At 50.5% G+C, this 24,607-nt stretch carries 24 protein-coding genes; all 24 read right to left on the bottom strand.

Annotated elements, in window-relative coordinates:
- Positions 1–29 precede the first annotated feature (29 nt).
- The 24 genes from HMPREF0980_RS12460 to HMPREF0980_RS12345 are packed head-to-tail and all read right to left on the bottom strand — an operon-like array spanning position 30 to position 24,057.
- Positions 30–356, bottom strand: a complete 327-nt coding sequence (locus tag HMPREF0980_RS12460; RefSeq protein WP_049729421.1) for an eCIS core domain-containing protein — start codon at positions 354–356, stop codon at positions 30–32.
- Between the two features lie 24 nt (positions 357–380).
- On the bottom strand, positions 381–770 hold the full coding sequence (locus HMPREF0980_RS12455) for a DUF4280 domain-containing protein (RefSeq protein ID WP_049729420.1): 390 nt from the start codon (positions 768–770) through the stop codon (positions 381–383).
- 44 nt (positions 771–814) lie between these two features.
- Complete coding sequence (locus HMPREF0980_RS12450) at positions 815–2,347, bottom strand: ATP-binding protein (RefSeq protein WP_198146266.1); 1,533 nt, start codon at positions 2,345–2,347, stop codon at positions 815–817.
- 40 nt (positions 2,348–2,387) lie between these two features.
- A complete protein-coding gene (locus tag HMPREF0980_RS12445; RefSeq protein WP_049729418.1) occupies positions 2,388–2,933 on the bottom strand; it encodes a Pvc16 family protein in 546 nt (181 codons plus the stop codon).
- A 21-nt stretch (positions 2,934–2,954) separates the two neighbouring features.
- Entirely contained in the window at positions 2,955–3,908 is a 954-nt protein-coding gene (locus tag HMPREF0980_RS12440) for a hypothetical protein (protein WP_049729417.1), read from the bottom strand.
- Between the two features lie 9 nt (positions 3,909–3,917).
- Entirely contained in the window at positions 3,918–5,993 is a 2,076-nt protein-coding gene (locus tag HMPREF0980_RS12435) for a baseplate J/gp47 family protein (RefSeq protein WP_049729416.1), read from the bottom strand.
- Entirely contained in the window at positions 5,990–8,773 is a 2,784-nt protein-coding gene (locus HMPREF0980_RS12430; RefSeq protein ID WP_049729415.1) for a baseplate J/gp47 family protein, read from the bottom strand. The genes HMPREF0980_RS12435 and HMPREF0980_RS12430 overlap by 4 nt, the downstream gene beginning before the upstream one ends.
- 10 nt (positions 8,774–8,783) lie before the next feature.
- On the bottom strand, positions 8,784–9,173 hold the full coding sequence (locus HMPREF0980_RS12425) for a GPW/gp25 family protein (protein ID WP_049729414.1): 390 nt from the start codon (positions 9,171–9,173) through the stop codon (positions 8,784–8,786).
- 51 nt (positions 9,174–9,224) lie between these two features.
- Entirely contained in the window at positions 9,225–9,977 is a 753-nt protein-coding gene (locus tag HMPREF0980_RS12420) for a phage baseplate assembly protein V (RefSeq protein ID WP_049729413.1), read from the bottom strand.
- 13 nt (positions 9,978–9,990) lie between these two features.
- Positions 9,991–11,121: a hypothetical protein gene (locus HMPREF0980_RS12415; RefSeq protein WP_049729412.1), complete on the bottom strand. Its 1,131-nt coding sequence runs from the start codon at positions 11,119–11,121 to the stop codon at positions 9,991–9,993.
- Positions 11,111–11,551: a CIS tube protein gene (locus HMPREF0980_RS12410; protein WP_049729411.1), complete on the bottom strand. Its 441-nt coding sequence runs from the start codon at positions 11,549–11,551 to the stop codon at positions 11,111–11,113. Before HMPREF0980_RS12410 ends, HMPREF0980_RS12415 begins: the two co-directional genes overlap by 11 nt.
- A gap of 4 nt (positions 11,552–11,555) precedes the next feature.
- On the bottom strand, positions 11,556–12,008 hold the full coding sequence (locus HMPREF0980_RS12405) for a CIS tube protein (RefSeq protein WP_049729410.1): 453 nt from the start codon (positions 12,006–12,008) through the stop codon (positions 11,556–11,558).
- Positions 12,009–12,023: 15 nt separating this feature from the next.
- Positions 12,024–12,527, bottom strand: coding sequence for a hypothetical protein (locus HMPREF0980_RS12400; RefSeq protein WP_049729409.1), 504 nt, complete (start codon positions 12,525–12,527; stop codon positions 12,024–12,026).
- On the bottom strand, positions 12,524–12,946 hold the full coding sequence (locus HMPREF0980_RS12395; protein ID WP_049729408.1) for a hypothetical protein: 423 nt from the start codon (positions 12,944–12,946) through the stop codon (positions 12,524–12,526). The genes HMPREF0980_RS12400 and HMPREF0980_RS12395 overlap by 4 nt, the downstream gene beginning before the upstream one ends.
- The gene (locus tag HMPREF0980_RS18935) at positions 12,946–13,116 is read right to left on the bottom strand and encodes a DUF6760 family protein (protein ID WP_157039369.1); all 171 of its coding nucleotides are present in this window, start codon (positions 13,114–13,116) and stop codon (positions 12,946–12,948) included. Before HMPREF0980_RS18935 ends, HMPREF0980_RS12395 begins: the two co-directional genes overlap by 1 nt.
- A 20-nt stretch (positions 13,117–13,136) precedes the next feature.
- A complete protein-coding gene (locus HMPREF0980_RS12385) occupies positions 13,137–13,499 on the bottom strand; it encodes a hypothetical protein (protein WP_049729406.1) in 363 nt (120 codons plus the stop codon).
- Between the two features lie 44 nt (positions 13,500–13,543).
- Positions 13,544–14,071 (bottom strand): phage tail protein, encoded by a 528-nt coding sequence (locus tag HMPREF0980_RS12380; RefSeq protein ID WP_049729405.1) that lies wholly within the window; start codon positions 14,069–14,071, stop codon positions 13,544–13,546.
- A gap of 26 nt (positions 14,072–14,097) precedes the next feature.
- A complete protein-coding gene (locus tag HMPREF0980_RS12375; RefSeq protein ID WP_049729404.1) occupies positions 14,098–15,783 on the bottom strand; it encodes a phage tail sheath family protein in 1,686 nt (561 codons plus the stop codon).
- Between the two features lie 4 nt (positions 15,784–15,787).
- Positions 15,788–18,079 (bottom strand): stalk domain-containing protein, encoded by a 2,292-nt coding sequence (locus tag HMPREF0980_RS12370; protein WP_049729403.1) that lies wholly within the window; start codon positions 18,077–18,079, stop codon positions 15,788–15,790.
- A gap of 3 nt (positions 18,080–18,082) precedes the next feature.
- On the bottom strand, positions 18,083–20,125 hold the full coding sequence (locus tag HMPREF0980_RS12365) for a TolC family protein (RefSeq protein ID WP_049729402.1): 2,043 nt from the start codon (positions 20,123–20,125) through the stop codon (positions 18,083–18,085).
- Positions 20,122–21,144 carry a toxin-antitoxin system YwqK family antitoxin gene (locus HMPREF0980_RS12360; protein ID WP_049729401.1) on the bottom strand — a complete coding sequence of 341 codons (1,023 nt, stop codon included), beginning with the start codon at positions 21,142–21,144 and terminating at the stop codon, positions 20,122–20,124. The genes HMPREF0980_RS12365 and HMPREF0980_RS12360 overlap by 4 nt, the downstream gene beginning before the upstream one ends.
- A gap of 39 nt (positions 21,145–21,183) precedes the next feature.
- A complete protein-coding gene (locus tag HMPREF0980_RS12355) occupies positions 21,184–21,987 on the bottom strand; it encodes a hypothetical protein (protein ID WP_049729400.1) in 804 nt (267 codons plus the stop codon).
- Positions 21,984–23,753 carry a PIN domain-containing protein gene (locus HMPREF0980_RS12350; RefSeq protein ID WP_049729399.1) on the bottom strand — a complete coding sequence of 590 codons (1,770 nt, stop codon included), beginning with the start codon at positions 23,751–23,753 and terminating at the stop codon, positions 21,984–21,986. Before HMPREF0980_RS12350 ends, HMPREF0980_RS12355 begins: the two co-directional genes overlap by 4 nt.
- Positions 23,746–24,057 (bottom strand): LytTR family transcriptional regulator DNA-binding domain-containing protein, encoded by a 312-nt coding sequence (locus HMPREF0980_RS12345; protein WP_227185743.1) that lies wholly within the window; start codon positions 24,055–24,057, stop codon positions 23,746–23,748. The genes HMPREF0980_RS12350 and HMPREF0980_RS12345 overlap by 8 nt, the downstream gene beginning before the upstream one ends.
- Between the last annotated feature and the right edge of the window lie 550 nt (positions 24,058–24,607).

Here is a 24,607-nt window from a genome sequence, read left to right as displayed (position 1 = left end):
CCATCCTTTTATGCTCAGATACCGTAAGGTTACATATGGTCTGCCTCCCTCTCCAGCGCTGAATCATCATTCACCGGCTGCCCGTTTACCTTTTTCGTGGGGGCTACTCTTCCTTCCATCTGCTGTACGACATGGCTCAGTTCATGGCCGAGATGCCGTTCCTGTCCGGGACCCATATACACGTCCTGCCCCTGCGTATACGCAAGCGCCTGGAACTGTGCCGGCCGGTCAGAATTATAATGCACCTTCACATCATCAAAGGAATACCCCGAACGGTTCTCGAACTTTTCTTTTACATGATCCGGTATTCCGGTCCTGTTGACCTGTGTCCTCTTTTTTTCTTCGTACTGGTACATAGGGCACCTCCTGTCTGAACTGTATTACACATTTACTTTGAACTGTCCGGGGGCAGTTATCGTTATGACGCCCATGCCGTTCATGCACATCAGCTTTGCATCGCTGCGAAGACACGGCACCTTTTTGACAAGAGGCGCCTTTCCCGGGTTCATCCATGGTGCCGCAGCCATACAATTGCACGGCTGCGGGGTGAGCACACCGAGTGCCGCTGCTGTGGCGGACGCCACCTGCGGGTTCGCCAGCGATGTACACATGGCGAATCCCGATATATTAGTCTTCCCTGCCATATCCTGTATCGTTGCCACCGGTTTTCCGCACGCCTGGCACATCTGCTGTGAAGTTACGCGGAGCGTACACGGTACTGTGCCAAAGCTGCACGTCAGCACCGCACCGTCAATTACTGCCTGTGCCATCCCTCCTACCTCCTTTTTCACTCACCTTTCCTGTCCCCGATCATCTATCTGCCTTCCAGCTCTTCCGGCAGCATCAGTTTGCCATACTTCAGATAGCACTGCTTCACCGCTGCCTTAACGTGTCGGTCTGCTATCGCTCCCCCCTCTGCCGCTGCAAGGAACGCCGCGTTCAGCATCGTCTCTTTGATCTCGCTGCCGGAGAGCTCGAACTGCCGGGCATAAAAGTCCAGATCCACGTCGTCTCCAGAGGGAGCCTTTGCAGGCAGCGCTTTCTGCCAGAGGAGCCTGCGTTCCTGTTCGTCCGGCAGCTGGAATTCTATCATCATCTTGATACGCCGCCGGAAGGCCTCATCCATATTGTCCCTCAGGTTCGTCGTAAGGATGGAGATTCCCTCGTAGTCTTCCATCCTCTGGAGCAGATGGGCAATCTCTCCGTTCGAGTGCCGGTCATGGGAATCCTTTACACCGGTCCGCTTTGTAAAGAACGCATCCGCCTCATCGAAAAGCAGCACGATATCCATATCCTTTGCCTTGTCAAACAGGCTGCTTATATTCTTCTGCGTCTCTCCGATATATTTGCTCATCATCTGGGACATATCCACCCGGTATAGCGACAGCCCGAGCTCCCCTGCGATAATCTGGGCTGCCATCGTCTTGCCTGTGCCGGAAGGACCGTAGAACAAGGCACTGATTCCCCGTCCATACGGCTTTCCTTCATAAAATCCCCACTGTCCTCCTACGAGGCTCTTATACTTGACCTGACCGGCCAACTCCTGGAGCCGCGCTCTTGTATCTGCACATATAATCAGGTCCTCCCATGAATATGCTGCCGGCACCAGCACCGCAAATTCGCTGAAACTTTCATTTTGATACATCTCCACAGCCTTTACAATATCCTGCTCCTCAATCAGGCTTCTGCCCTCGCCGTCACGGTAGAGTCCGGCAGAACGCACTACCCGCTCAACCGCTCCCGCGTTCAGCGTATACCGCCCCGCCAGAAATGGGGCCTTTACTTCTTCAGAGACCTTTGCCTGTCTAAGATAATACTCCCAGAGCATCACCCGTTGTGTGATATCGGGAGGCCAAAGCCTGATTTCCGCCTGTTCATAGCACCCTTCCCTTGGAAGTGCAATTCTTCTGTCGGTTACCACGTAGCAAGAAATTCCTTCTTTTATAAGGCCATACAGCAGTTCGCTCCACCGTTCCTCATCGTCTTCCTTACGTCCTGCAATCAGGCAGAACATTGCTCTCTTCTCTGTAACCATGACAGACAGCACACGAAAAACGGCCGTTCCATTCTCCAGGCAGCACTGATACAGCATCTCCATATCTGCACATATGAGCTGCTCTCCCAGCCGCGCGGCCGCCTTACGCATCAGCGTTCGCCTGCCGCAGCCTTCTGCCCCCAGGATAACGATTATCCTTGGACATCCTTGCCTGTGCCGTTCTTCCATGCGGTATATCTGAACTTCCTGTTCCGCATAAACGGCTGGCCTTACCGCTCCCGTCTCTTCTTCCAAACCTGCTGTCCACAGCACATATCTAAGCTTTTCTTCGATCTGTCTTGTCATATCCATCGTCATTTTCTCCACTGCCGCCTGCATACTATCCTTAACGTCACATCCGTTTCATATTGACCCTGCGTTCTCTCACCCTTGTAACTTCCTTTGTAAGCGCGGAATCTATAGCAACCGGTGACACTTTATAAAAGAGTGACACTTTAAATGGCTCTTCCGGGAAGGACCACAGTTTCAGCTTATCTTCCGTAGACACTCTCTGCAGTTCAATCCGCGTCATGTTATCGCCAGGCAGTATGAATGAATAATCATGAAAATACTGGATAATCCTTCCGAGAATCCTCTCCTCCTGCACAGACCGGAAACGCACGTCTCCATCGGAATACGCTGTTATCATATAATAGAGCGACAGGCAGACAGGAGGATACTGCTGCCTGTCCGCGGATATGTCAATCATCGTCTGGGGACGTACCGCCTCGCTTTCCTGGATATCGTACAGGAATATGCCAAGGCTTGCATTCTCCCGCTGCGCAGGGCTGCATAGCACAATCTGCCCCGGGAACCGGATAAGCTCCGGCACAAGCTGTTCTTTTAAGCTGTCCATCATCGATTCACTGACCTTTGCAATCGCCGTAAATGCACCCATTTCCTATACCTCCCTCATGGGTCAGACCCCCACGCATTTTCCACACTGTTCCCCTGTGTCCAGGGCTCCTTCCGGGAACGGGGCTATCACGCCGTTGACATCCAGATACATATGCCCGTCGCAGCAGGCAGGTTCCTTGCCACATACGATGCGTACACGTAAGCCCGCGGGCAGGAAGCGTCCGAGTATGCGTGCGAACTTTTTGTTCCTGTCTGCGTCTGCCTGGCGCTCAAATGCAAGGAAAAGTTCCTCTTTGCCCACTTCCATAACGTTCGGTCCCGCTTCCATAAAGATGTCGCACAACCTGAGAACAGCCTCTTTCGTCCCTTTCCTCCGGTTCAGCCAGTACAGGTTCATAAGCAGCATCCTCTCTTCCTTTTCCGACAAGCCCAGACGTGCGCCGTCAAACCCCAGCCACCTTGTATACAGACGGACGAGTTCCCGGTCAGCAGTCTCCTCGTCAAGCAATGATGCGCTTTCATCTATCTTCTTCTGCATATCCCGATACAACGTAGACAATACGGAAAGGTACCGCTGGAAGAAGCCGCCCGGTTCCTGGTACACTTCCGGAAACATCTGCATAAACTCATCCCCTGGATTCTCGATAAATATATTATCCAAAACTGCTCTGCCCGGTCCTGCCACTTCTATGTATATCCAGAGATAACGTCCTCTCATGTCGTACAGCAGTACATCCTCGCTGTTTGTTCCGGCTTTCCTCCCATATGTATAGAAAAGTCCTGCTTTTTTATCCGGCCCTGCCTCTGTACACCGAAGCAGCTGTTCTATCTCTTCCCTATCATTGCCGGCCAGCGTATATATGTGGCACAGCCCTTTTTCCGGCAGGCGCATCCTGGTATGAAGCCTTCCCCACATCGTGTTCTTCTCCATACTGTCTGTTACCGGGAGAAAGACGCGTCCCGTCTCTGTACCGGGCATTACTGAAAATGTCCCATCAACTTTATATCTTTTCATAAGAGCATCCTACTCCTCACGTATTACAATTTCACCCGGATAACATGCCGCGTCCGGAGGGATGGGGATGTCTGTACCCGGGCGGATGAGTCTGCCGGGAACGCCGGCTGGAACGGTCTTAAGCTCCAGTATATGTCCGGTTCCTGGACATGCGCGTATCCGGCCGGACAAGCGGTCAAAAGAAATCATCTGCCCGATTTCCCTATCGTTTCTTCTGTCGTCCAGTTCCTTTGCAATCTCCTGCCTGGCCTTTTTAATATCCCATCTTTCCCTGTCTCTGACAGAGACGGTCACATACACGTCTACCCGTGTGTATGTGGGATCTTTGACTGTCACTTTCGCGGTCAGAATCTTTCTTCTGTCCAGATACCGCTCTATCTGCCTTCGATACAAAGGGGACAGCCGGGGAAAGGATTCTTCTGTCCCTGCCATGACGACTACACATATCTGGTCTCTCCTCTCCTCATAATAAGCCGATACCTTACGGATGCACAGACCAGGTGTCTGCATTGCCAGCACCTTATAATCCTTTTCTGTCACAGCGGATACCGGCCGGATCAAATCCTGCAGAAACCGTTTTCTTATGTCTTTTACAGATTCCCACGCCCGCCCTGCCCTTCCTTTCACAGGATTACGAACATGGACGCCTTCATTCCCGCCGGCAGATATAAGCTCGTTTCCAAAACGGATATTGCCCCCATCCCACACTGACAGCGCATAATCCGCAAGAAAGACATGGCAGCCAGTATATGCCCCTGCATCATGGATGCAGATCTGACCGCTGCCGTCATCGTAAGTGTAATAGACACTATCCCTCTTATCTGCACCCGGGCGGAAGAACATACAGCCGGCGTTCTCTTCGGTATCCGGACGTCTCACTCCGATTCGAAGCGCTTTTGCATCCGTGCCCCCGCCGGGAGGGAGGTCGAACTTCTGGTTCTCCCATCCCTCCAGCACCCCAAGCTCCCGGTGCAGCATCATCTCCCTGTTGCAGCAGATGACGATGACAGCATTTTCTTCCTCTGTAGGTGAGAATCCATGCCGTCTATCTAAAAAGCGGATCTGGATCCTTCCGTCTTCCATCTTACGTTGCTCATAATGTCTGCCTCGTACCTCTTCACTGCCCGGGCCGGCCGATTCTGTGTATCTGACATAATCCCGGCGCCCCTGCTCCTTTACATACACAAAGAGAAAGGTCTCCTCCGGATAGACCGGCCAGATCCGGATATCTTCTCCTCCTTTAAAGTTCACGGAAAAGGATTGGGTGTCCCTCTGCAGGAGAAAGAAAAGTGGACCATACACTGCTTCGATTTCCGGAGGTCTGTCATAAGCTGCTTCAACTATCCGGCAGCAGAGCATATAACCCTTCCTGGAGCCGACCTGCTCTTTTACAAGCCGGTCCGTATCTATCCACAGTACAATCCCTCCACTTTGCAGAAATCCATGTGTATCATCCTGGAATACTATATTTTCATGCCCGCGGGAGGTCAGGCAGCTCCACTGCATTCTGGCAAAATCCACCGGCTCTCCCTCAGAAAATGGGTTCCTGTTTCCCGATGTCCTTACCTCTGCATACAGCCGTACTCCTACGTTTCTTCCACGAGGCAGCTCATCAAAGAGGAAGTATACCGCATCTCCTGCCGCCGGATAGCTGCCGAAAGGGCGTGCGTTCAGCGGCACGCCTTCTTTCAGTTCCTTTACCTCATGGAATCCGTCCTTCCCCTTTACATATACGCCGAGAAGGCGGCCCTGTATCTCTCGGATACCTCCCTCTGTCTCAAAGCAGACATCATCTACATAGAACTTCTGGTGTTTCGGAAAGCTGAGCGGTCCTTTCTGGGCCAGTTCCACCGCCAGCCTTGCATTCTGCGGTTCCTGCGGCATGAATCCTGCCAGCTTCAGCAGACGGATTCTTGCATCCTCTGTCACTTGTGCAGCGGCCTCTCTCTGTACGAAATGCAGCGCGGACAGATTCTCCAATATTGTAATACCCGGGTCTGAAGGATACCTGTTCGTCCACTCCTCTGAGTATATTCCGGCTAAAGATACCGCCTCTTCCATCAACTGTTCTAATTCCTCAATCATACATGCACCTCATGTGTCCCGTTCGTACACACCATGAAGGGGGACCGGGAAAGCCTGCCAAGCTCTGTCGTATGCTTTCCATGCTCATCGGCATAGCTTACGGTGATAGCGGCATGTTCCATCCTTGTTATGGCAGAAAAAGAACGCACCGCCATAAGTATCTGGGATTCCTTAGGCATATAGCCTGCCCGTGGTTCCACACGTCCCCTTCTCTTTACCGGCCGGAAGAGATTGTACAGTCCTTCCAGGATACGGCTCCGTTCTTCCAGCGCACGTTTCCATTCCTCTACTGCTATCCATAACTCCACGGACACGTTTACAAATATCGGCTCCCTTACCAGCAAGTCTTTCTTTTTCACAGACGCCGGCGCCATCTGCAGCAGATATGCCGTCAGCTCTTCTTTTATCTGCCGGAAAGAATGAGGTCCTGCCTCGTAGTCCTGCATAAGCACTGCAAGGATAATCCGTCTTCCTCTTACCTCGCACCAGGCATTTGCAACCGTACCGGAAAATGCCTTTGCCGCGTTGACATAGTCCTGTTCTGATACAAGCCTTCCTCCTGTTCCAAGCATCATACGTCCCCGCCGTTTCACACTGTCTTCTGTCTCCAGGCTGCTGCCGCCGGATGCCGCCAGGGGGTTGTATATGCGGTTCACGTTCGGTAGAGAAAACGCAGCATTTGCTATTGCATTTTCCGGCACATTTCCTGCCTCGCCGTCACAGCTTACGATTTCCATGGTGAATGCGGCACCTTCAGTGTTCCACGGGATTCTGACTGTACGTCCGTCTCCGAATACAACTTCCTGCCTGGCCCTGTCTACCACGTAATGCCTGTCTTTTACAGTGGAAAGGTCAAAAGACGGGGTCTCCTTATAGCAGACCGTCCTCCCCCCTTCTTTTGCCCAAATCTTCACGTCCAGCAGCTGAACCGCAGGGGCGGGGAACGACATGCCCGGAACCACCTGTTCTGCGTACTGCGCTTTTATAGGGCCTCGCTCCACATTCCAGACTTCCGTGCCATTGACATAGATATGCTCCGCCACAGGATAGACAATTTCGGCCGCAGCTGATTTCCTGGCCGTGAGACGTATCCAGTATCTCGTCTCGCCCTCGACATTCATGGGAGACATGTTGGCCGGCGGTACAAAAAGGATGGTTCCCGAATTCTTCAAGTCCTCCGTATTGTTCAATACTTTAAGTGGCTGGAATCCTTTAGGGGAAGAATATTCAAAAGTAGTCTGGATCCCGCTGAAATTGATGTTTTTCTTAATTACAACGTACAGGCTGACCGGACCTCCTGCCGGCTTCTTGTCCAAACCGAACAGCATGCTCTCTCCTCTGTAAGGGAACTTCAAGAAGCCCGGCACAGGTTTCTTTTTCTTGATATATCCGGTCAGATCTGTCTCCATATTCCCCTGTCTTCTCACTACCTGCTCTGGCAGGAGCCGCGTCTCCCGCTGAGAGTACACTACCTTCATATTTGTGAGATACGGATAATGGTGCCTGGCAGGACGGTGATAGCAGTAATCTGCCTTTACAACCTGAAGGCGTATCAAATGCCCTCCATATCCCTCATGTTCCATCTCCTCCCAATCTTTCGGGCAGAGGAATGCTATCCTTCTCTTGCCTTCATATTCCGGCCCTGAGAAGATGTGGGACAGGCTTCCCTGCACTTGCAGCCTGCGGAATCCCTGTCCGTTATAATAGGATAACGATACCTCCTGTATATATACTTCCGCCATCTGCTCTTCTGTCAAAGGATTGGGCCTTCGCTTGATCATCTTCAGCTCCTCTTCCTTCGGAACGGCATCTCTCATTTCACACGATTTGAACACTAGCCCGAAGTCCACCGCAATCTCTGTTCCCTCCCTGATAAGATTGCTGTCAAAGCCGATATAGCATTCTTTATATAAGCTTATCTCTTCTCCAAAGACAGCTGCCGTATCCCCTGTGATTTCCTGCGTGCCGTCATACAGATACTTTGGCGGTGCTGACTGGCAGGCCGCAGTAAAGCATATGGAGGGGAGAAAAAACTCATCATCTGGTATACCTCTGCGTTCAATCAGAAGCGTGTCGCTCTCCGCTCCCTGTCCGATTACTATATATTCCCCGCGCCGTGTTTTTTTCGTTACGGGAATCTTCTCCCCTCCTACAAGCAGCGAAAAGGCAAACCGGCCGTCATCCATGAGAAGCTCTGCCGTTTCCGCGCTGCCAAATCCGATGGAAAACTCGGACAGCTCTCCGCGGAACAGCCAAGGATGTCTGATATACAGCTCATTCTTATATGGAATATAGGGCTCGAACCGGAAGAGAGAAATCGGGTATGCAGGTGCTTCCTCCTCTTTACAAAGAGGGATGACCGTCCTGTCCTTTTCAGAAATGGCAAAGGCAGCTGTTATTCTTGTATCGGTCAGGAACACATCGTGTGAGGACTCGAACACGACCGGCGTGTCACGTTCCCTAATCTCCGCATAAAAGCGGCTCCCTTCCTCGATAAGGCTCCCCTCCTGCATCCCCGGGGACGGTTCCAGCACTATGACTGCTCTTGCAGGCTCCGGCTTTCTCGGTACGATTCCAAGCAGCCGCACAAGCTCATCTTCATATCTTGCAGGCAGTGTATTATATTCCTGAATGACTGTTTTCAGCTGCTCTGCAAATATATACGCCAGAACAGACCCGGTATCGGGCTTCTCAAGAGAGAAGTTCCATTCTGGCGTATAAGAAGCGGCCAGCGTCTTTATTTCGGAACAGATATCGTCCATTGTCCTATTATCAAGCATCTTTGCCCTCCTATGCCGTTTCCATCGGAATCGTAAGATCGTCGTCTTTTCCCGTCTGGGCTACAGTATAATGGATGTGGATGTACAGGCAGGCTTCTTCCGCTCTGAATTCTGTTTCCACATCCACCTCCGATATGCGCGGTTCCTGTGTCAATATCGTCTCTTTTACTTGCCGTTCCAACACATGCAGCGTGGTCGGATTCGTATCTGAAAAGGGAAAAGATAAGATTCTGCTTCCAAAATCCGGCCTTGCCGGCCGCTCTCCTTTTTGTGTCATCAAAATCAGGTACACCGAATCTTTTACGCTCTCTTCTTCGTCTGCCAACACGAACCGACCGGTCGTACGGTCGATTTTGGGAGGGAATTTCATGCCTCTGCCAGGTCTTTCTCTCTCCTCCATCTTTACGCTCCTTTCCGTCTGCCTTACCGGCTCCCCAGGCTGCAATCCAGGCTATCCAAGGCTTATGGTGCTGCCCTTAACCGCTGCCATGCCATTACTTTCAAGCTTGAGTGCCGCGGATGCTGAAATCGTCGTGTTCCGGCCGGACAGTGCCGCGGAACCATCTGTCTCATGGCGCATGGAATCGCTGGCGTGGATATGCACCTGCTTTGCCTCTATCGTGACTTTACCGCTGCTGCCGTTCAGCGTCACCGTAATCGTGTCACCCACTTTGATTGTCAGCTTGTCTTCTGCCCTGACGACAATCTGCCTTTTCTCATTTTCCAGCGATATGCTCTGGGCCTTGCCGTTCGTCTGTATCTGAATCTTGTCTTTTTCTCCGTCGCTGTCCTTTACATCGAGGATGGCGATTTCATTGCCATGTCTTGAAACAATCCGTTTTGTCTCATTCTGTTCCCTCGCCGACTGGCTGATGAACCTGTCATTGTTTCTTGGCACCGAACCGACGATAAAAGGACGTTCAATATTGCCATGCTCAAAAGCAAGCAGCACCTGGTCGCCTATTTCCGGCTGGAAATATTGCCCCCACTCTTTGCCACTGTACATATGAGCCACTTTCGCCCATCGATAGATAGAATTCTCTTCCTCTCTCACTGGTATCTGTACCTGCACCATTCCGGGCAGCTCTTTCTTATAATTTTCAACCACGACCGCCAGTATGACACCGTATATTCTTTCTCCCCCGCTTTCCGCAGTCTTTTGCTGCCGGCTGCTTATCTCTTCCATTTCATCATACAAAGACATCTTTCACCCTCCGTCAACCTTTGATTTCTACGGCTCTGCCCTTCATGCGGCACCGGTAGCCTGCCGCGCTGTCCATACTGTGCTGTACCTCCTCCACATAGAAGCAGTTGTCGGCGGGGCTTCCAAGACCGCCGACTTCCATGAACTGTCCGGGCAGCAGCTCCGGTATCCCTACACATTCGCACTCCAGCGTCCCAAACCTGTATGCCGCTTTGCCTGCCAGATATGCAAGCCTTTCGGAAGCCTCTTCCCTCGAACGGAGAGTACTGTCGATATATACCTTCTCCGACTGTCCGACCAGCTTGCCGGCATAATGGCCGAGAGACAGCTTATTGTTCATCGTCTTTTTTGCCTTTACAAGTTCTCCTCTGCCATCCTCCATGCAACGGATTTCGGCTTTACCGAAGAGTCCGCCCAAGTCATATGAAATCCGGTACTGTGTCATGCCTTCTCCCGGTCCGAGCTTATAATACACTTTTTCATCGGACCATGCTTTTCGGAAATGGACTGTACCGAGCGTCGTGAAAAATTCATATCCGCAGCGTTTTGCCCACCTTACGGCAAACTCATAATCGCTTTCCGTAACCATTTCCATTGATACAAGGTTCTTGTCCGCATTTCCCCGGTTCTTGTCCGGTGTAGATTCAATTGCCAGCTTTTTTATGATTTCCCTTGCCGACAGCTCCTGATAGGCCGGCTTATCAAACAATTCACGGACTGCATCACTTACATATCTCGCCTTCAGCTGTCTGGCATAGGAGTTTGCCATCATGATGCCCTTTACATCCACAGCGGTGACTCTCACGCAAGGCTCCCCGTCTTCGTTCAGAAATTCCGTACGGGAGATAAACCCACGGAACACTTCTTTTGTACCAGAACTGTATCCAAGCCTGATAAGTACATATGAACCGAGCAGTATATAGGGCTTCAGCTCTTTAAGCCTATATTCACCTGTCTTCTTGTCCACACAGCCGCTGATAAGAAATGACGCTTCGGACGCTTCATATCCGCAGCTTAAATCTACATATACATTCCCTATCAGCATTCCTGCTTTCCTGCCATCAAAGCTTCTGCCTTCCACTTCCACTTCTGCCTTCGGCAGCTGAAAATCCCCATAAGTATTCTTCAGGCTGCTATAATTCACGATTCACCACCCCTTTAAAGTCATGTTGGATGATTTCCATGTGTACTTTTCCACGGACTGGCCTGCCCTCACTGCTGAACATATCGAAAGAGGCATTCATCCTGTCTACTTCTCCTTCAAAATCCACATCTCCCCAGCTGAATATAATCTTTCTGGCGCTTTCCCGAAAGAGCATGCCCAGAAAGCCCTGTACGGTCTTTCTCACATCACGCCCTCCCTCATCATCTATGATCAGGTCGAAGGAAAGAATAAGTTCGCCGCTGTCCGTGTTCTGCTCCACCTGACTATTCATCATATGAGTCTGTGGGTTTCCATAGGACACTGCCCCTGCCGATACCGACAAGTTCAGCGTAGAAGGATTGTACTGTACCTCAAGAGGATACAAATCACCTGTCCCGCCGGGAACGGTCAATACTGCTTTTTTTAACATCTGTCTATCCTTTGATTGAAAACAACTCTCTGTAGTCTCTATACCATTCTTCTGCAGCCATACTGCCGCTTCTGCTCCCGATGGTGATTTCTATCCTGGCCCGCACCGGTTTTCCGCCTTCCGTAAACATCTCATAAGCGGCAGACATCTGTTCCAGCAGGCCGTCAAAGCACAGCTCGTCCCACTGGAAGATGACACGTCTTTTCAGAGGATCTCTGGCTGCCTCCAGAAACTGCTCTGTCTCTTCTTTTACGCTCTTTCGCTCCAGGCTCTTGTCAAAGATCAGCAGCATCTTCAGCCGGATCCTCATACCCCGGTTGTCCTGTTCCTGCCCGGGTATTTCCCCTTTTCCTGCCTCGAAGTTCAGCTGTGCCGGGTTGAAAGGCACGTGGAACATCGTGCCCTCCCCGCTGTCCGTCCCGGCATCCATGAATTGTATGCACGCTTTTTCGACCATTTCCGGCACCTCTCCCTAAAGTCCCCGGCGCCTCTTTTCATCCTGAAGCTTCTGTTCAAGCCGCCGGTATACCTTTTCCGTCAATGCCCCCGTCTGCTCCCGCATCTGCCTGCGCACGATATAATGGACCTCATCTCTGCTCTCCTGTATGATTTCTTTTTTTATCTCATTCAATTTGTTCTGCTGACGCCTCTGCACGTCGAGTTCCCTCACCAGCTGCGCTGCATCGGCGGTCTGCTCCATATTCTTATAGATGAGCTCCGCCTTTTTCATCTGACGCAGGAATGTCTTCTGTGCCATCTCTTCCTGATAGGTCAGTCCGTTGATCAGCTTTAGTGTAATGCGGGGCTGTCCGTCAATCTTCAGGCTCAGCTGATGGGAATATCTTACATCCCCCTCCCGAATCTGCACGACAGGACGTATCCCCTCCCTATGGGCAAGCTTCTTCGGCCCGTCCGCACGTATATCACTTTCATAGAGCCGTATAATCCTGCTGTTAAATTGTTCGCTTCTCCTCACATTCCGTCACCTGCCTTCAGCTCCTGATAGCTGATGGTTATCGTCTCCACAAAGATACCACCCTTCTCTGCATTCAGCTCTCCATAGCTTTTGCGCGTCACTACACAGCCTTTGAAGGTGAGCTTTACAGAAGGATTCTTATCCTTGTCCGTACTCTTTCCTACTTCAAGCACAAGGTCATGGTTCAGATGTCCGCCTTCGGGAAAACAATCCCGGTAACCGTCTGTTACATAACGTTCAATCTCAAGCGTCGAAGGGGTGGATGCCGGTTTGGGACGAATATGTACATAACCGTTTTGCCCCCCTTCTTGTATGTACTCCTGCTCACATTCCCGGTGGAATCCGTGGATGCTCCTGCATGGAATCACTTCCTTGTCAAGCTTAAGCAGGAAGTTCATGTTCATCACCATATCGCTCATTACATTTTCCACTCCAGTATACTTTTCTCTCTCCCGGCAGACAGGCTCTGCCCCTTGTTGATGGCAGATATCTCATCACACCACCGGCGCCGCTCAGCATGTCCAAGTGCCTGCACTTCCTCCTGGCTCCAATGGTAATAATAAGCGATGAAAGACATCTCCCGGTACAATTCTTCTTCCGGGTAGAGGGTTATCCCTCCCGTGTAAAATTTACAGGTACCTCATGCACGTGTCCGCATGACGGGCACACAACCTTCATATGTGGAGGCTCCACGTCATTGATCTTCTCATACATATCCTGTAGATAGGCAAGATCTGCCGTAAATAGCTGCTCTATGACTCCTGCCGTCAGAATCTCCACGCCCTCAAGTTCCGTGATGACATAAGACAGCACCACGATTGTGAGATAAGACGGATTTGAAAGTACCCTTGGATCTCTCGTCGCACGGATTTCATCACCTGCGGTCGCAAGCCGCATTTTCCCCCGTTTATGTATGGTTCCCTGGGCATCCATGTACCCCTTTGGAAGTAAAAAGTCGTATATCGTCTGCATGTGCAGCTCCTCCTTTTATTGTTTATCTGGCCTGTACCTCCGTATCAAGGCGTATCCGCTCCGCCTGACCCACCTGATGCTCCGCCTCCCGGCGTGACAAGTTCTTCATAAGCCAGGTCGATAGATTCAATCGCGACCTCCTTGCCGGATGCATTCAGGTCAGGGGCCGAATACTTCGTCACCCAGGCATTCTTAAGCTTCCATGCCGGACGGCCGGATGCAGACTGCACCGGCTGGGCCGGTGACTCGGTCCTGATGTCTATGAGCTCTATCGTCACGTCTTTGCGCTCAAACCCGCTCCTCTGTTCTTTGATACAGTTATAAATCCACGTAATCAGCGCATTGTCTGTCGTGTACCCCATTTTCATCGTCACGCTGCCATGCTTGACGAGCCCCGGTATCTTTACGGGCGCAAGACTTGTAGAATTCCCCTGCCGGAATTCTATCTCCTCCACTGTGGCTTCTACGCCGTTGACCTCTGTAAAGGCCGCGGTCAGATTCTCCCCGAATGTCACGAGGAAGTTCATATTCGTCAAAGGATAGCTATATCCCCCGTTTCCTTCATCTGCCATAATTCTTTTCCTCCTCTACTTGCTTTCTATGCCCCTGACTCCGCTGTATTCTGTGTAACGCGGAAGATTACAAATTCTGCAGGCCGTACCGGTGCGATTCCTATGTTACAGATAAGACGGCCGTTCTGTATATCATCCTGGCTCATCGTAGTCGGCCCGATATCTACGAAGAAGCTCTCGCCTGCCGATGTCCCGGCCAGCATTCCATTTCTCCACAACGTCTCAAGGAAGGATGAGATGGAGGCGCGTACTCTGTTCCAAAGCGTCTCGTCATTTGGCTCGAATACGACCCAGTTCGTATTGGCCTTAATGCTTTCCTCCACATAGATAAATAGCCGCCGTATATTCACGTACTTGAACGATGCATTGCTGCTCGCCGTCCTGGCGCCCCAGATGCGGATACCCTGCCCCGGCAGTGCTCTGATCAGATTTACGCCTTCTGGATTCAGTATATCCTGTTCCCCTTTTGAATAGCTGACACTCAGGCCGGTACAGGCGACCGTCTCATTGGCCGGTGCCTTGTGCACCCCTCTTGTCGTGTCTGTCCTCGCATATACGCCTGCCACCGCACCGGACGGTGGAAAATAAGACGACTTCTGGCATGAACGGTCAAATACTTGAATCCATGGATGGTACATGGCCGCATATGTACTGTCAATCATATCCCTGTAGCCGAGCAGCTCTGCCGTATCGGACATACCCTTTGGCATATCGATAACCGCAAAACGGCTCTTCGTGTTCTCACAGTGGTTAACAAGGGACACGACCACCTCCGGGCTCGTGATTCCTGGCACTGCCAGAATGCTTACGACCGAATTCTCCAGAAATGCCTGGATGCCGGTCCGCTTCCCTGCCTGTTCACTCTTACCGATGAAGGTTCCGTCACTGACCTGATCCAGCGTTCCGTCTGACCCTCCTTCCAGCGTTATCACCACCTCTTCGGCACCGGCAAACAATTCCGCCGGATTTTTGATCTCATCCGTAAGAGAAACCGTTACAGATACGAGGCTGCTCTGCTCCAGCCTCGACAGGGCGTAATTGCCTGATCTCGGATTCATGTTCAGCCCCTCAAAGACTTCTGTGTCATCTCCGCACCGGACACTGACCTGGAACTCCGCCAGGTATAGTACCTTCTCCGGTACGAGGCCGGCATCTACCATATCCGCTTTCAGTTCCTCCTCAAATGTAACCTCCGTACCCTGGATAGCCGCAATCCGGCCGTACGATTCTCCTGCTGTCACTATGCTGCCTTCTTCAAAGCCGGCCACGGATTTGGCACGGTATTTCTTCTCTCCCAATTTTTCCAACAGCTGCATTTTACGCTTGGCTGAAGATTGGACGCTTACCGTAATCTTATTGCCCCAGGCTCCTTCATTTTTCGCTGCTACCGTCACGCTGCCTGCGGAACCTTCGGCCGGTTTTGCGTCCTCCGGAATGACACGTGCGATATAACAGCGCGTTCCACCATTCGCAAAAAATTGTTCTACTGCCCCGGCAAGATAACGGTATTCTCCATGTGTAAATTCGCTCAGGTATCCTCCGTAATTTCTCATAAACTCTCCGAAGCCTGTCACTAGAACAGGAGGCCCTGACGTGGCGCCTTTTTCTGCCATGCCGACAAAGCCCGCCGTGCTCGTGCCGACGCCTTCCACTCCTCTGGGAGAACTGTCATATTCCTCCACATACACTCCCGGTGATAAATAATCTGCCATCTCTTTACTCTCCTTTCTCTAACAGTGCATCGCAGACTTCTGCCGCCTTATCTGCTATGTCTTGATCTATAAGAATACAATACCCGGTATCCGGTATATTGTAGACTTCACACCCAAATTCCTCTTTCACATAATCATCTGGAATATAAACGGTTCCTTTGAACCCTGCTGCTGACGTAAGCTTCTCCTCTTCTTCCTCCGGCCCCCTGACAACAGCCGTGTCAAAGGCAGTAAATTTATAGTACGTCTTTCTGGATGCCAGCACTGCCCTCTTCCTGTTGTCGTTCCATATGTAACGGAACGATGCATACGCCGCCACGACATCCGCAGGAGCATAACGGACACCGGCCGTTCCAGAAAGCCCTGCAAATGCATAGGCCTCTTCTTCCTCCGCATATGCTTTAACTTTTCCTTTCAGCAGGTTCTCAAGCCCGCTTCCGGACGTCTGTTCCAGAAACATGGAAAGCCCCATTATCGCCGCAGTCTTGTCTTTCCCTGCAGTCTCTTCCATTACCCGGACCACTTCCTCCTCTTGAAGCTCCTGATTGAGGACAGATACGTTTTCAGCCAGGATTGCCTCTATGTCATCCAGAAGTCCATCATAGATTTTTGTTTCGTCGAGATATTTTCTGGATGCCATCTTTTCATACAGGTTCTCAAGGCTGCTTCCGGCGAGCGCCGGATTTGTGCCGCACAACGCCCCTATGCCCTCTACTGCTTCCTCCAGCCTTCCTATTCCATCCTCTCCTTCTTCCAACGCCTCCCTCGCTGTTTCTGCCATCTCCTTTATCTTTTTGGATACAGAACCATCGTCAACGCCTGCATCAAGTGCTGCAATTTGATTATCCAGTTTCTGGATTTCATTTTCAAGCTTTTTCTTTTCCTGATCCGATTTCTCGCTGTCGAGCTGTTTCTCCAGTTCTGTCTTCTGTTTGACGAGGGAAGCCGCCTCCTTGGATATGGCGTCCTCCTTTTCCTGGATTTCCCTGGCTGTCACTTCGATAAGTGCTTCCAGCCGTTTGGCTTCGGGCAGATTCTCCTCGTCAAGAGCTGAAAGCCTCTCTTCCTGCAGCTTCTCCTTCTTGTCATACAGGCCTGCCAGCCTGCTGTCTGCCGAGGATGGCCCGCCGTCCCGTGTTGACAGTTCATTCTTATAATAGGCCAGCTCATTTTTTCTAGTCTCTGTCGGATCAGCCGCATAAGCCGCCTCCGCTGCCGGTATGAGCTTCTCTTTCAGAAACTCAGCCTCCTTATCTGGATACACGCTTATGCCTTCCATAATATACGACAAGGTCGTCATATTTAAAAGAATATCATCTTTCGGCTCTTCGATGTACTGCCGGATAAATTCCGATTCCATAACGGCCATAACCGTAAGCGTGTACGTTTTTTCATCCCCTTCCGGATTATCTGGTTCGTCCGGCTCCTCGCCCGGTATGTCCGGTATGTCTGCTTTTGCATCAATATCCAGCATATTGCCGTCTGCCTCTGTCATGCTGTCACTGAGCTGTGTCATCGCGTCCGAAAGTGCATCCACATAGCCCTCGTCTGTACCATCTGCAGCGTCTATGAGCTTCCTGACTTCCTTTTCAGCTTTCTTATATACTTCATACCGTCTCAGGTCGTCCACCTTTCCCATCGCTTTGTCCAGCATATCCAGCCACGCGGCATCCGCTCCTGCAGTCTTAAGTCTTATATATTCTTTGTTCAGCGTATCCAGCCCTGCATCACACCACTTTGTCGTCTTATTCGTCACCTTAGCCTCAAATACTTCTCCTCCCTTTCCGCTCAGCCTTTTCTCTCTTGCCAGCGCGGAAAGCTCCTTCATCCCTTCCAGATCGTAGGGAGAATTGACGTCGTAGACATTCACCATCTTGTCGTCCTTCAACGTGTATGTATAGCCATCGGATTTTGTATGGTGCGTGAAGTATAATTTCTTTATTTTCGACTTGTCAGCTTCTTTCCCCTTTTCTGTTATATCTTTGATGGAGCCGGCGTCGTCAATGGAGTACCATCTCCCTTCTCCAATCTCCGACTTATAGTACATCGTATTCTGCCCTGACTCTTCTGCCGACTGGACCGCCGTCTCATATAGCTTGTCGGTAAGCGCACCCAGATAAATCAAATGCGTACCTATGATAAGTGTAGCCTCTTCGATCTTATCCGGGTCAATGTGCACGGCATCGTCTTCGTTAAAAACGGCCCCGCTCCTCTTTGGAATCTGCCATGCAAGCAATCCTGCAAGAACGAGAATGATTGCCAGGACCGCCGCTCGTTTCCGTCTGACTTTCCTCATACGTCATTCCTCCTGTACCGTAACTTCGAGCGTGTCGGGCTGAAGTGCTCCTACATACAGTATCTCCTTGTCCGCATCAAAAAACTTTATCCGCAGATTCTTCTGATCCCTGGCGGCCAGAGCCAGATAGCGGAACGGCTCATCCGCACGGACAAGCGCCTTGTCATAGATAGCCTGCCCGTCTTTATCAGCCATCTGGTAATATGCGATTCCTTCTCCGGTCACGGGCGTAAATTCAAATTCAGCCGTGCCCGTGGATGCCCGGTACGTATAAGTATAATCGGCAACCTTCTTGCTCTTCTTTTTTGCTTCTGCTTTGTACTCCCCTTTTATATCGAGCGGTCCCCGGGTCACCATGGGGTCGATTTCGCACTCATCCACAAATTTCTCATTATCATAAAAACGGATAGCCGCACTCTGAACATCGTCCAGAGTGAGCGCAAGGTGCTTCAGAGGTTCCCCGGCATCTGTTCTTTCCCCGATCTGGATGCCATCGGCCCAGAGTTCATAAGATGTAGCTTTTATTTGAAATCCTTCAGGTATATGGACGCTGAACAGGAATATATTATCTTCTATTCTGGATTCCAGCGTATAATAGGCTCCCTCTCCTTCATCCTGTACAAGATAGCTGTCTCCTCCTTCTGATACATTGACGGACAGGCTGCCTTTCTCCAGATACTTCGTTACTCCTTTGCACGTCAGGCGGTCGAAGGAATAGAGCTGGCTGCTGTAATTCGCCAGGGAATCGAGCATCTGGGCTTCGGACTCTTCATATTCTTCCTGCTGGGCGTTCAGCTCATCATAAGACAGCTTCCCCTGCTTGTTCAAGGCCTCCTGCTTCTTAAGTCCTGTCTCCATATCCCCCACGGTTTCCTGAAGGGCATCCAGAGCATTCCTGGCCGTGATCAGCGCCTCGAACTGGTCTGATACTGCTTCTTCTATCTCTCTTTTTTTCTCGTCCTGCTCCAGTTTCAGATCCACATATTCCAATACCTGCGTATATGCGGCATAAGGATCATCTTCGATATATCTCACCCCGTCCAATGCGCCTTTGAACCATTCTTTCGGTATCTTTATGAACAATATCTTGATATGCCCCTGCCACCTGCTGTCCAGCGCGTACAAAAACTGGTCGTATGCTGCTTTGAAAGCAATGGTATCTATCTTCTGCCCCTGGCGTGCCTGGTTGATATAAGGCTGGATGTATGACATATACTTATTGTACTTTGTCTTCAGAAGCCGTTCATTCAGCTCCAGGCTTATAAGGCCCGCCCGGGTACCTAGCTTTGCCTCATAATATCCCTGGTCATGGGAAAGTGTATATTCGGTCAGTTCTCCCAGCATGTCTCGTTCCAGCCTGCCCTTCACATACGGGTTCTCAAAGCGGAAGCCCCACGATAGGTCAAGGCCGACAGCAGAGCCGAGCTTTTTCTTCGCAGTTTCAGACTGCCGCATCAGAAGGCTTACATCTGTAGTCAGCTTCTTTACCTGCGCTTTTATCTTATCCACGTCAGCCTGCGCGCCCTTCCCTGCCTTTACCCTCCATATGTTTCTTTCGAGCGTCTCGTTCAAGCTGTCGAGCCTCCGCTGGGCAAACGTGATTTTCTCCTGGACACAATAGGCGGCTACATAGAGATTAGACACTTTTTCATCTACACTGGATTTTACATCTTCAAGCTGATGCATGAGCGAAGACAAGCCTGTCTGTATCTGCATCGGCTTATACAGCCAGTCATACATCGTAGCCATATCCGGCCTCTCGGGAAATTTGAACTTCAGGAGCGGAGACCAGCGGAAGGTCAGCATATTCTTCTGCTTCAGCGCGATGGATTTTACAGCTTCCGTATATTTGATTTTCTGCAGGTTAATCTTACTCTTTACTTTTGTATAATCTGTACTGCTTAAGTATGCCAGCTTTTTCGCCTGTTCAAGTGACAGGACCCTCTGCCCGGCTTCGGCTGTCCCGGCAGAACCGGTAAATATTCCTGCACATATACAGACAGAGCAGAGCACGCACAGACACTTCTTCCATCCACTCTTTCTCATTCTGCTCCTTTTCCTGCCTGGTCGTCCCTTTCTATCAGATACAGTCCAAATCCACTGTTCTTCGCATAGCTGAAGAACGTATAGCGGAAGCCTCCTTTTTCAAATGTATAGATATAGCATTCTATATTATGGGTGTATCCGGTTACTGTCCTGGCATCTGCAAGTTCTCCTTCCGTCTCTGTAGCAATATCTGCGCCATACTTTTCTTTCACCGGGCTGTAAAGCTGCTCCAATGCCACTACATCTTCAAACTGAAGTACCGTCTTCCCTTCATACTGCAACGTGCTGAAATATTCTTTGAGCTCTTTCACGGTCTTAAGTTTATTATCATCTGTCACAAACTCTTCCGACATGACATAGACCCCTGTCGTCTCCCATCGGCCGTCTATGCTGCCATCACCGCTTCGGGCGCTGTAGAGCGCATGTATCTCTGGCATGGATGCACATACCGTATCATCCATCTCATATAGGATAAGCCGGCCGCTATACCTTTCCGCAACCTCCTCTGTCGCCGTCCCAGCCAGTTCCTCGTATACAATCTCATTGTTGCGGAAGTTTCCTGTATATATAAGCTCCTCCCCGGCATTATAGAGCTTTCCCCGTCCCTGCTTCTTGCCATAATCAAACGCTCCTGTATATTCTTTCACCCCATTGGCGTGGTAGAGCGTACCTTTTCCGTGGTATTCATTTCCAGAAAATTGCCCCCTGTACAGGATGTTTCCTTCCTTCGTATACAAAGTGCCTTTCCCCTGTGCTTTTCCTTTCGCCATACGTCCGATATATGCGGTATATCCTGACTTGGCCAGCACCTCAGCCTCTCCCTCATAGAATTTTAGAGGCAGTGAATTATAGCGGAAGACCGGAATGCCTTTCTCCATACCACTCACGGATACCGGAAGCGACTTAAAGATACACCACACGCTTGCCATGCACACGATAATTGTAATCAGAACCGCCAGCCGCTTGCTCACAAGCCAGAAGCCTATCCGATAATAGTCTTGTCCATCTCTGGGAGTCAAATCAATTCCTTTTTTCGTAGGCCCTCCCCTCCCTCCTGCTCACCTGAGCAGTGACTCTGTGCCAATCTTTCTAACTGCGGACGAAAAAGCCCGCAGCAGTGGAATGTCGCCGAACATAAGCTGTGAGGCAACGAGGAGGACCGCTGCCGCCACAAGTACCGCTGTAATGATGAGCAGGATTCTGAACAGCTTATCTTTCGTGCTCTGTTCCGGATAGGGAATCCTGCCCCAGATAAGGCTTAACCTTTTCCTTCCGTCAATAAACTTTATATCATGTACCAGTTCTGTGAAACTGTTATATGCATTCCTTCTCAGCTTCTTACGTATAAGTGCAAGGCAGGACCGTTCCTCTTTCTTACCGTGCAGCTCCATGAGCTCCGCCAGCAGCCCTGCGGCAAGTCCTGCACAGTCTTTTTCTGCTTTGTCGGTATCCAGATTATCAAGCAGGATATAGTACGTAAAATACATGCTGTCGTCCTGGCGTATATTGATGCACCTCTCTTTGAGAAGCAGATATAGCAGTGGATATGGTACAGCCGCATTCACACAGGCTTCGACGATGTTCCCGTATATCCTGCGCCGCTCCTCCCAGGTGTACAGGCCTCCCTGGTAGAACTTTCCAAGCGGTCTCGGCTCCTCATATGACAGCAGTACGCACAATCGCTCCCCGTCCATACGACATTCTGCAAAAGGCGATGCTCCCTGCATTTCCATAAGCAGTCTCGCTGTCTTATGTTTTTTTATCTCCCACAGGGTATGCCATTCATCACTGTCAGTATCTGCACATACGCAGACCGTGTTCACTCTGCCCTCCTTTAAAGTCCCTATCTTCTTTAGGCTCATTCCTTTCCTCCCACAACCGCGTACACATAAGTACATACTTTCTTATATTCGCTGCAGCATATCCGGATCTCGTATATCCCGCATTTGGCAGGTGCCGTGTATATGCCGTCAGGACTGACTTCTCCGCCGTCTGCATCCATCACTTCATACAGCAGGGCGCAAGGTTCCATATTTTTGAATCTGACAGGAAAATAGTGCTTTTTTCCGGGAGCCATCCTGACGGTCGGCGTTTCCGGCACGATCTGCATGGCTCTGCCGCTCTCCTCCTGCTTTGGTAAGGCAGGAACCCGGACCGCTGTCCACCTGAGCGGGAGAACAATCGTATTCTGCTCTCCCGTAAGCCTTGCTGCAACCTGGAAGCTGCCCCGTGCCTCATATACTTTCACGGATGTCTGTGCCGAAACGCCGCGTGCGGATTTGCCGTCAAAGAGTCCGGCATCTCCATAAACGACGATATCACCTGCATTACCAGTGCCGGCGCCGTCTTCTATGTTTCGTATCCCCACATCCACATATACAGGACCTGGTCCAAGACCATGGATTATCTCTTCCGAACAGTAAACCTTTCCTTTTTTCTGCTTCAGATCCAATGGTATCTCCAATGTCCCGCCGCGTATCCATACCGGCCTCTCCCGCACAGGGGCCGTCTCTTCTCCCGCCCTCTCCGTATATGCGGGCTGCACGTTATCACTTCCATCATAAGAATAGCAGGCCAGATATTTCCTGCATATGTCCTCCGTTTCCGGCACTGGTATATATCTCTTTATACCGAACTCCTTCACCTCTTCCAGTATATGGTCATGAGCCATGTCCGCAATGACAATCCAGGCAAGGCGGACGGCATCTTCTTCATTTCCCCGGGCCTTCTCTTCCAGGTTCCTGCGTCCTGCATTCCACCTCACAAGCTCTTCAGGCGTGTGTTCCGTAAGCAGCAGTGCCATCTCCGGCTCCGGCTCACATTCTGCCTCATCTCCGTTAATGCATATGCCGGACGCTTCTTCATCCCACAGGATACTCGTAGATTCGTATCCTACTTCTTTCGTATATAGCCAGTAATCCTGCCTTTTGGTTTCTCCGCTCCCGAGCGTAATCTCTTCCTGGCTGACCCGCAGCTCCTGGGCTCCGTCCGCGGTAAGGAACGCGGGCAGCTTAAGCAGTCCATTGACAGAAACCGTTCCTTCGCTGTCAGACATATTTTTCATATACAAAGAGAGCCTTACGTGCCTGCCTTTGCACACGGCAGCCGGCATGTTAAAGCTTACTTCATAATCGGATTTGTCTAGTATCACCATCTTTGCAAAAAATTCTTCTTCCGTCGAGCACTTCTTCATATCTTCCGGACTATCCGCCAGAAAGAACTCATAATTGTCTCGTATTCTGTTGTCTTCGTATTCTTCTTGTTCTGCTCTTCTGTTCACGACACAGACAGGCTGCACCGTCTCCTCTTTGTGTTTAAGATATAGCACTGCTGTCGATTTTGTCAGACTATCGTATCCCTCAAACGCAGCCAGCTTTTTCACCGTATCGCCCGGAACGACGATGTCCCTGCCTGCACCGTCAACCGCCGCCCCGCTTTCAATCAGCAGTGTCCGTTCATCCAATGCCCGAACCCCCAGGCCGCACAGAATTCCTGTTCCCAGAACCATCTGATTCAAGAACATGCGTTTAGCGTCATGGTATCTCTGTTCTGCCTGGAAGTCCGCTGAAGTCAGCATCTTTCCGTAATAGTATCTGTTCTTTTCGAATGGATACGGCCGGTCACTCATCCTCTCTCCCCCTGTAACTTCTGTAATTATAAAGCCTGAGACGCTTTTTCACCTCAGGTGACAGTCGCTGTGCATAGGTACAATATATGCTGTCATTGAAATAAAGAATCCGGTTCTTCGTATCTACCTTTTCGACCAGATCCAAATTAACGAGTGTGGACGCCTTCGTCCGAAACAAATATGGAGCGAACTCCTCTTGCAGCGGCGTGATATCTGCACGTATCTTTCCCACTCCGTTTTTATAGACAATCTCGCAGTAATGAGTGGATTTGATCGTCTCGATATAGTAGATATCAGACAACATTACTTTCCTCCAGATATGCTCGCTGTCTTGAATGTAGATGTACTCCTTGTCTTCCGTAATGATTCACTCCTTTAGTCCGCTTACATTGAGAAAAACCTGTATTATATATAAATTACTACATAAATCCTGCCAGTGTTCATAAAATTCATATTTTGTCGTTATTTGTCATATTATGGTGGGCGATAGTAAGGCGGGAAGCCGGCTGATTGATCGTGTCGGGCTTGTGTGCAAGTATTTGCAGGTATTGCTCTCTTATCACACTGATTTTCCTGTAATTTCACATGACTTACAAAAAGACCTCTGGGGAAAGAAATCTTTCAAGATTTCTTTCCCCAGAGGTCTTTTCAAGCAATTCACGTTCTTCATGTCTTATTAATCCACGGCAAGGCTTTCAGCTTCTTTCACCTTTTATTTTGTACAAATACTGCCATGACCAAGTTCCTCACGTCAGCCAGCAGCGTCTCTTCCACAAAGTTAGGAGGCCGTGGGGTAGCCGGAGCCTCGGACACATCAGAGCAGATGTCATCCGGCTTCTGCCCGGCGTCCACTT

Origin of the sequence: Dorea sp. D27 (genome assembly GCF_001185345.1) — a bacterium.
In the GTDB taxonomy this organism is placed as follows: domain Bacteria; phylum Bacillota; class Clostridia; order Lachnospirales; family Lachnospiraceae; genus Extibacter.
Note: the sequence above shows the minus strand (reverse complement) of the source record. Positions and strands in the feature narration are given on the sequence as shown.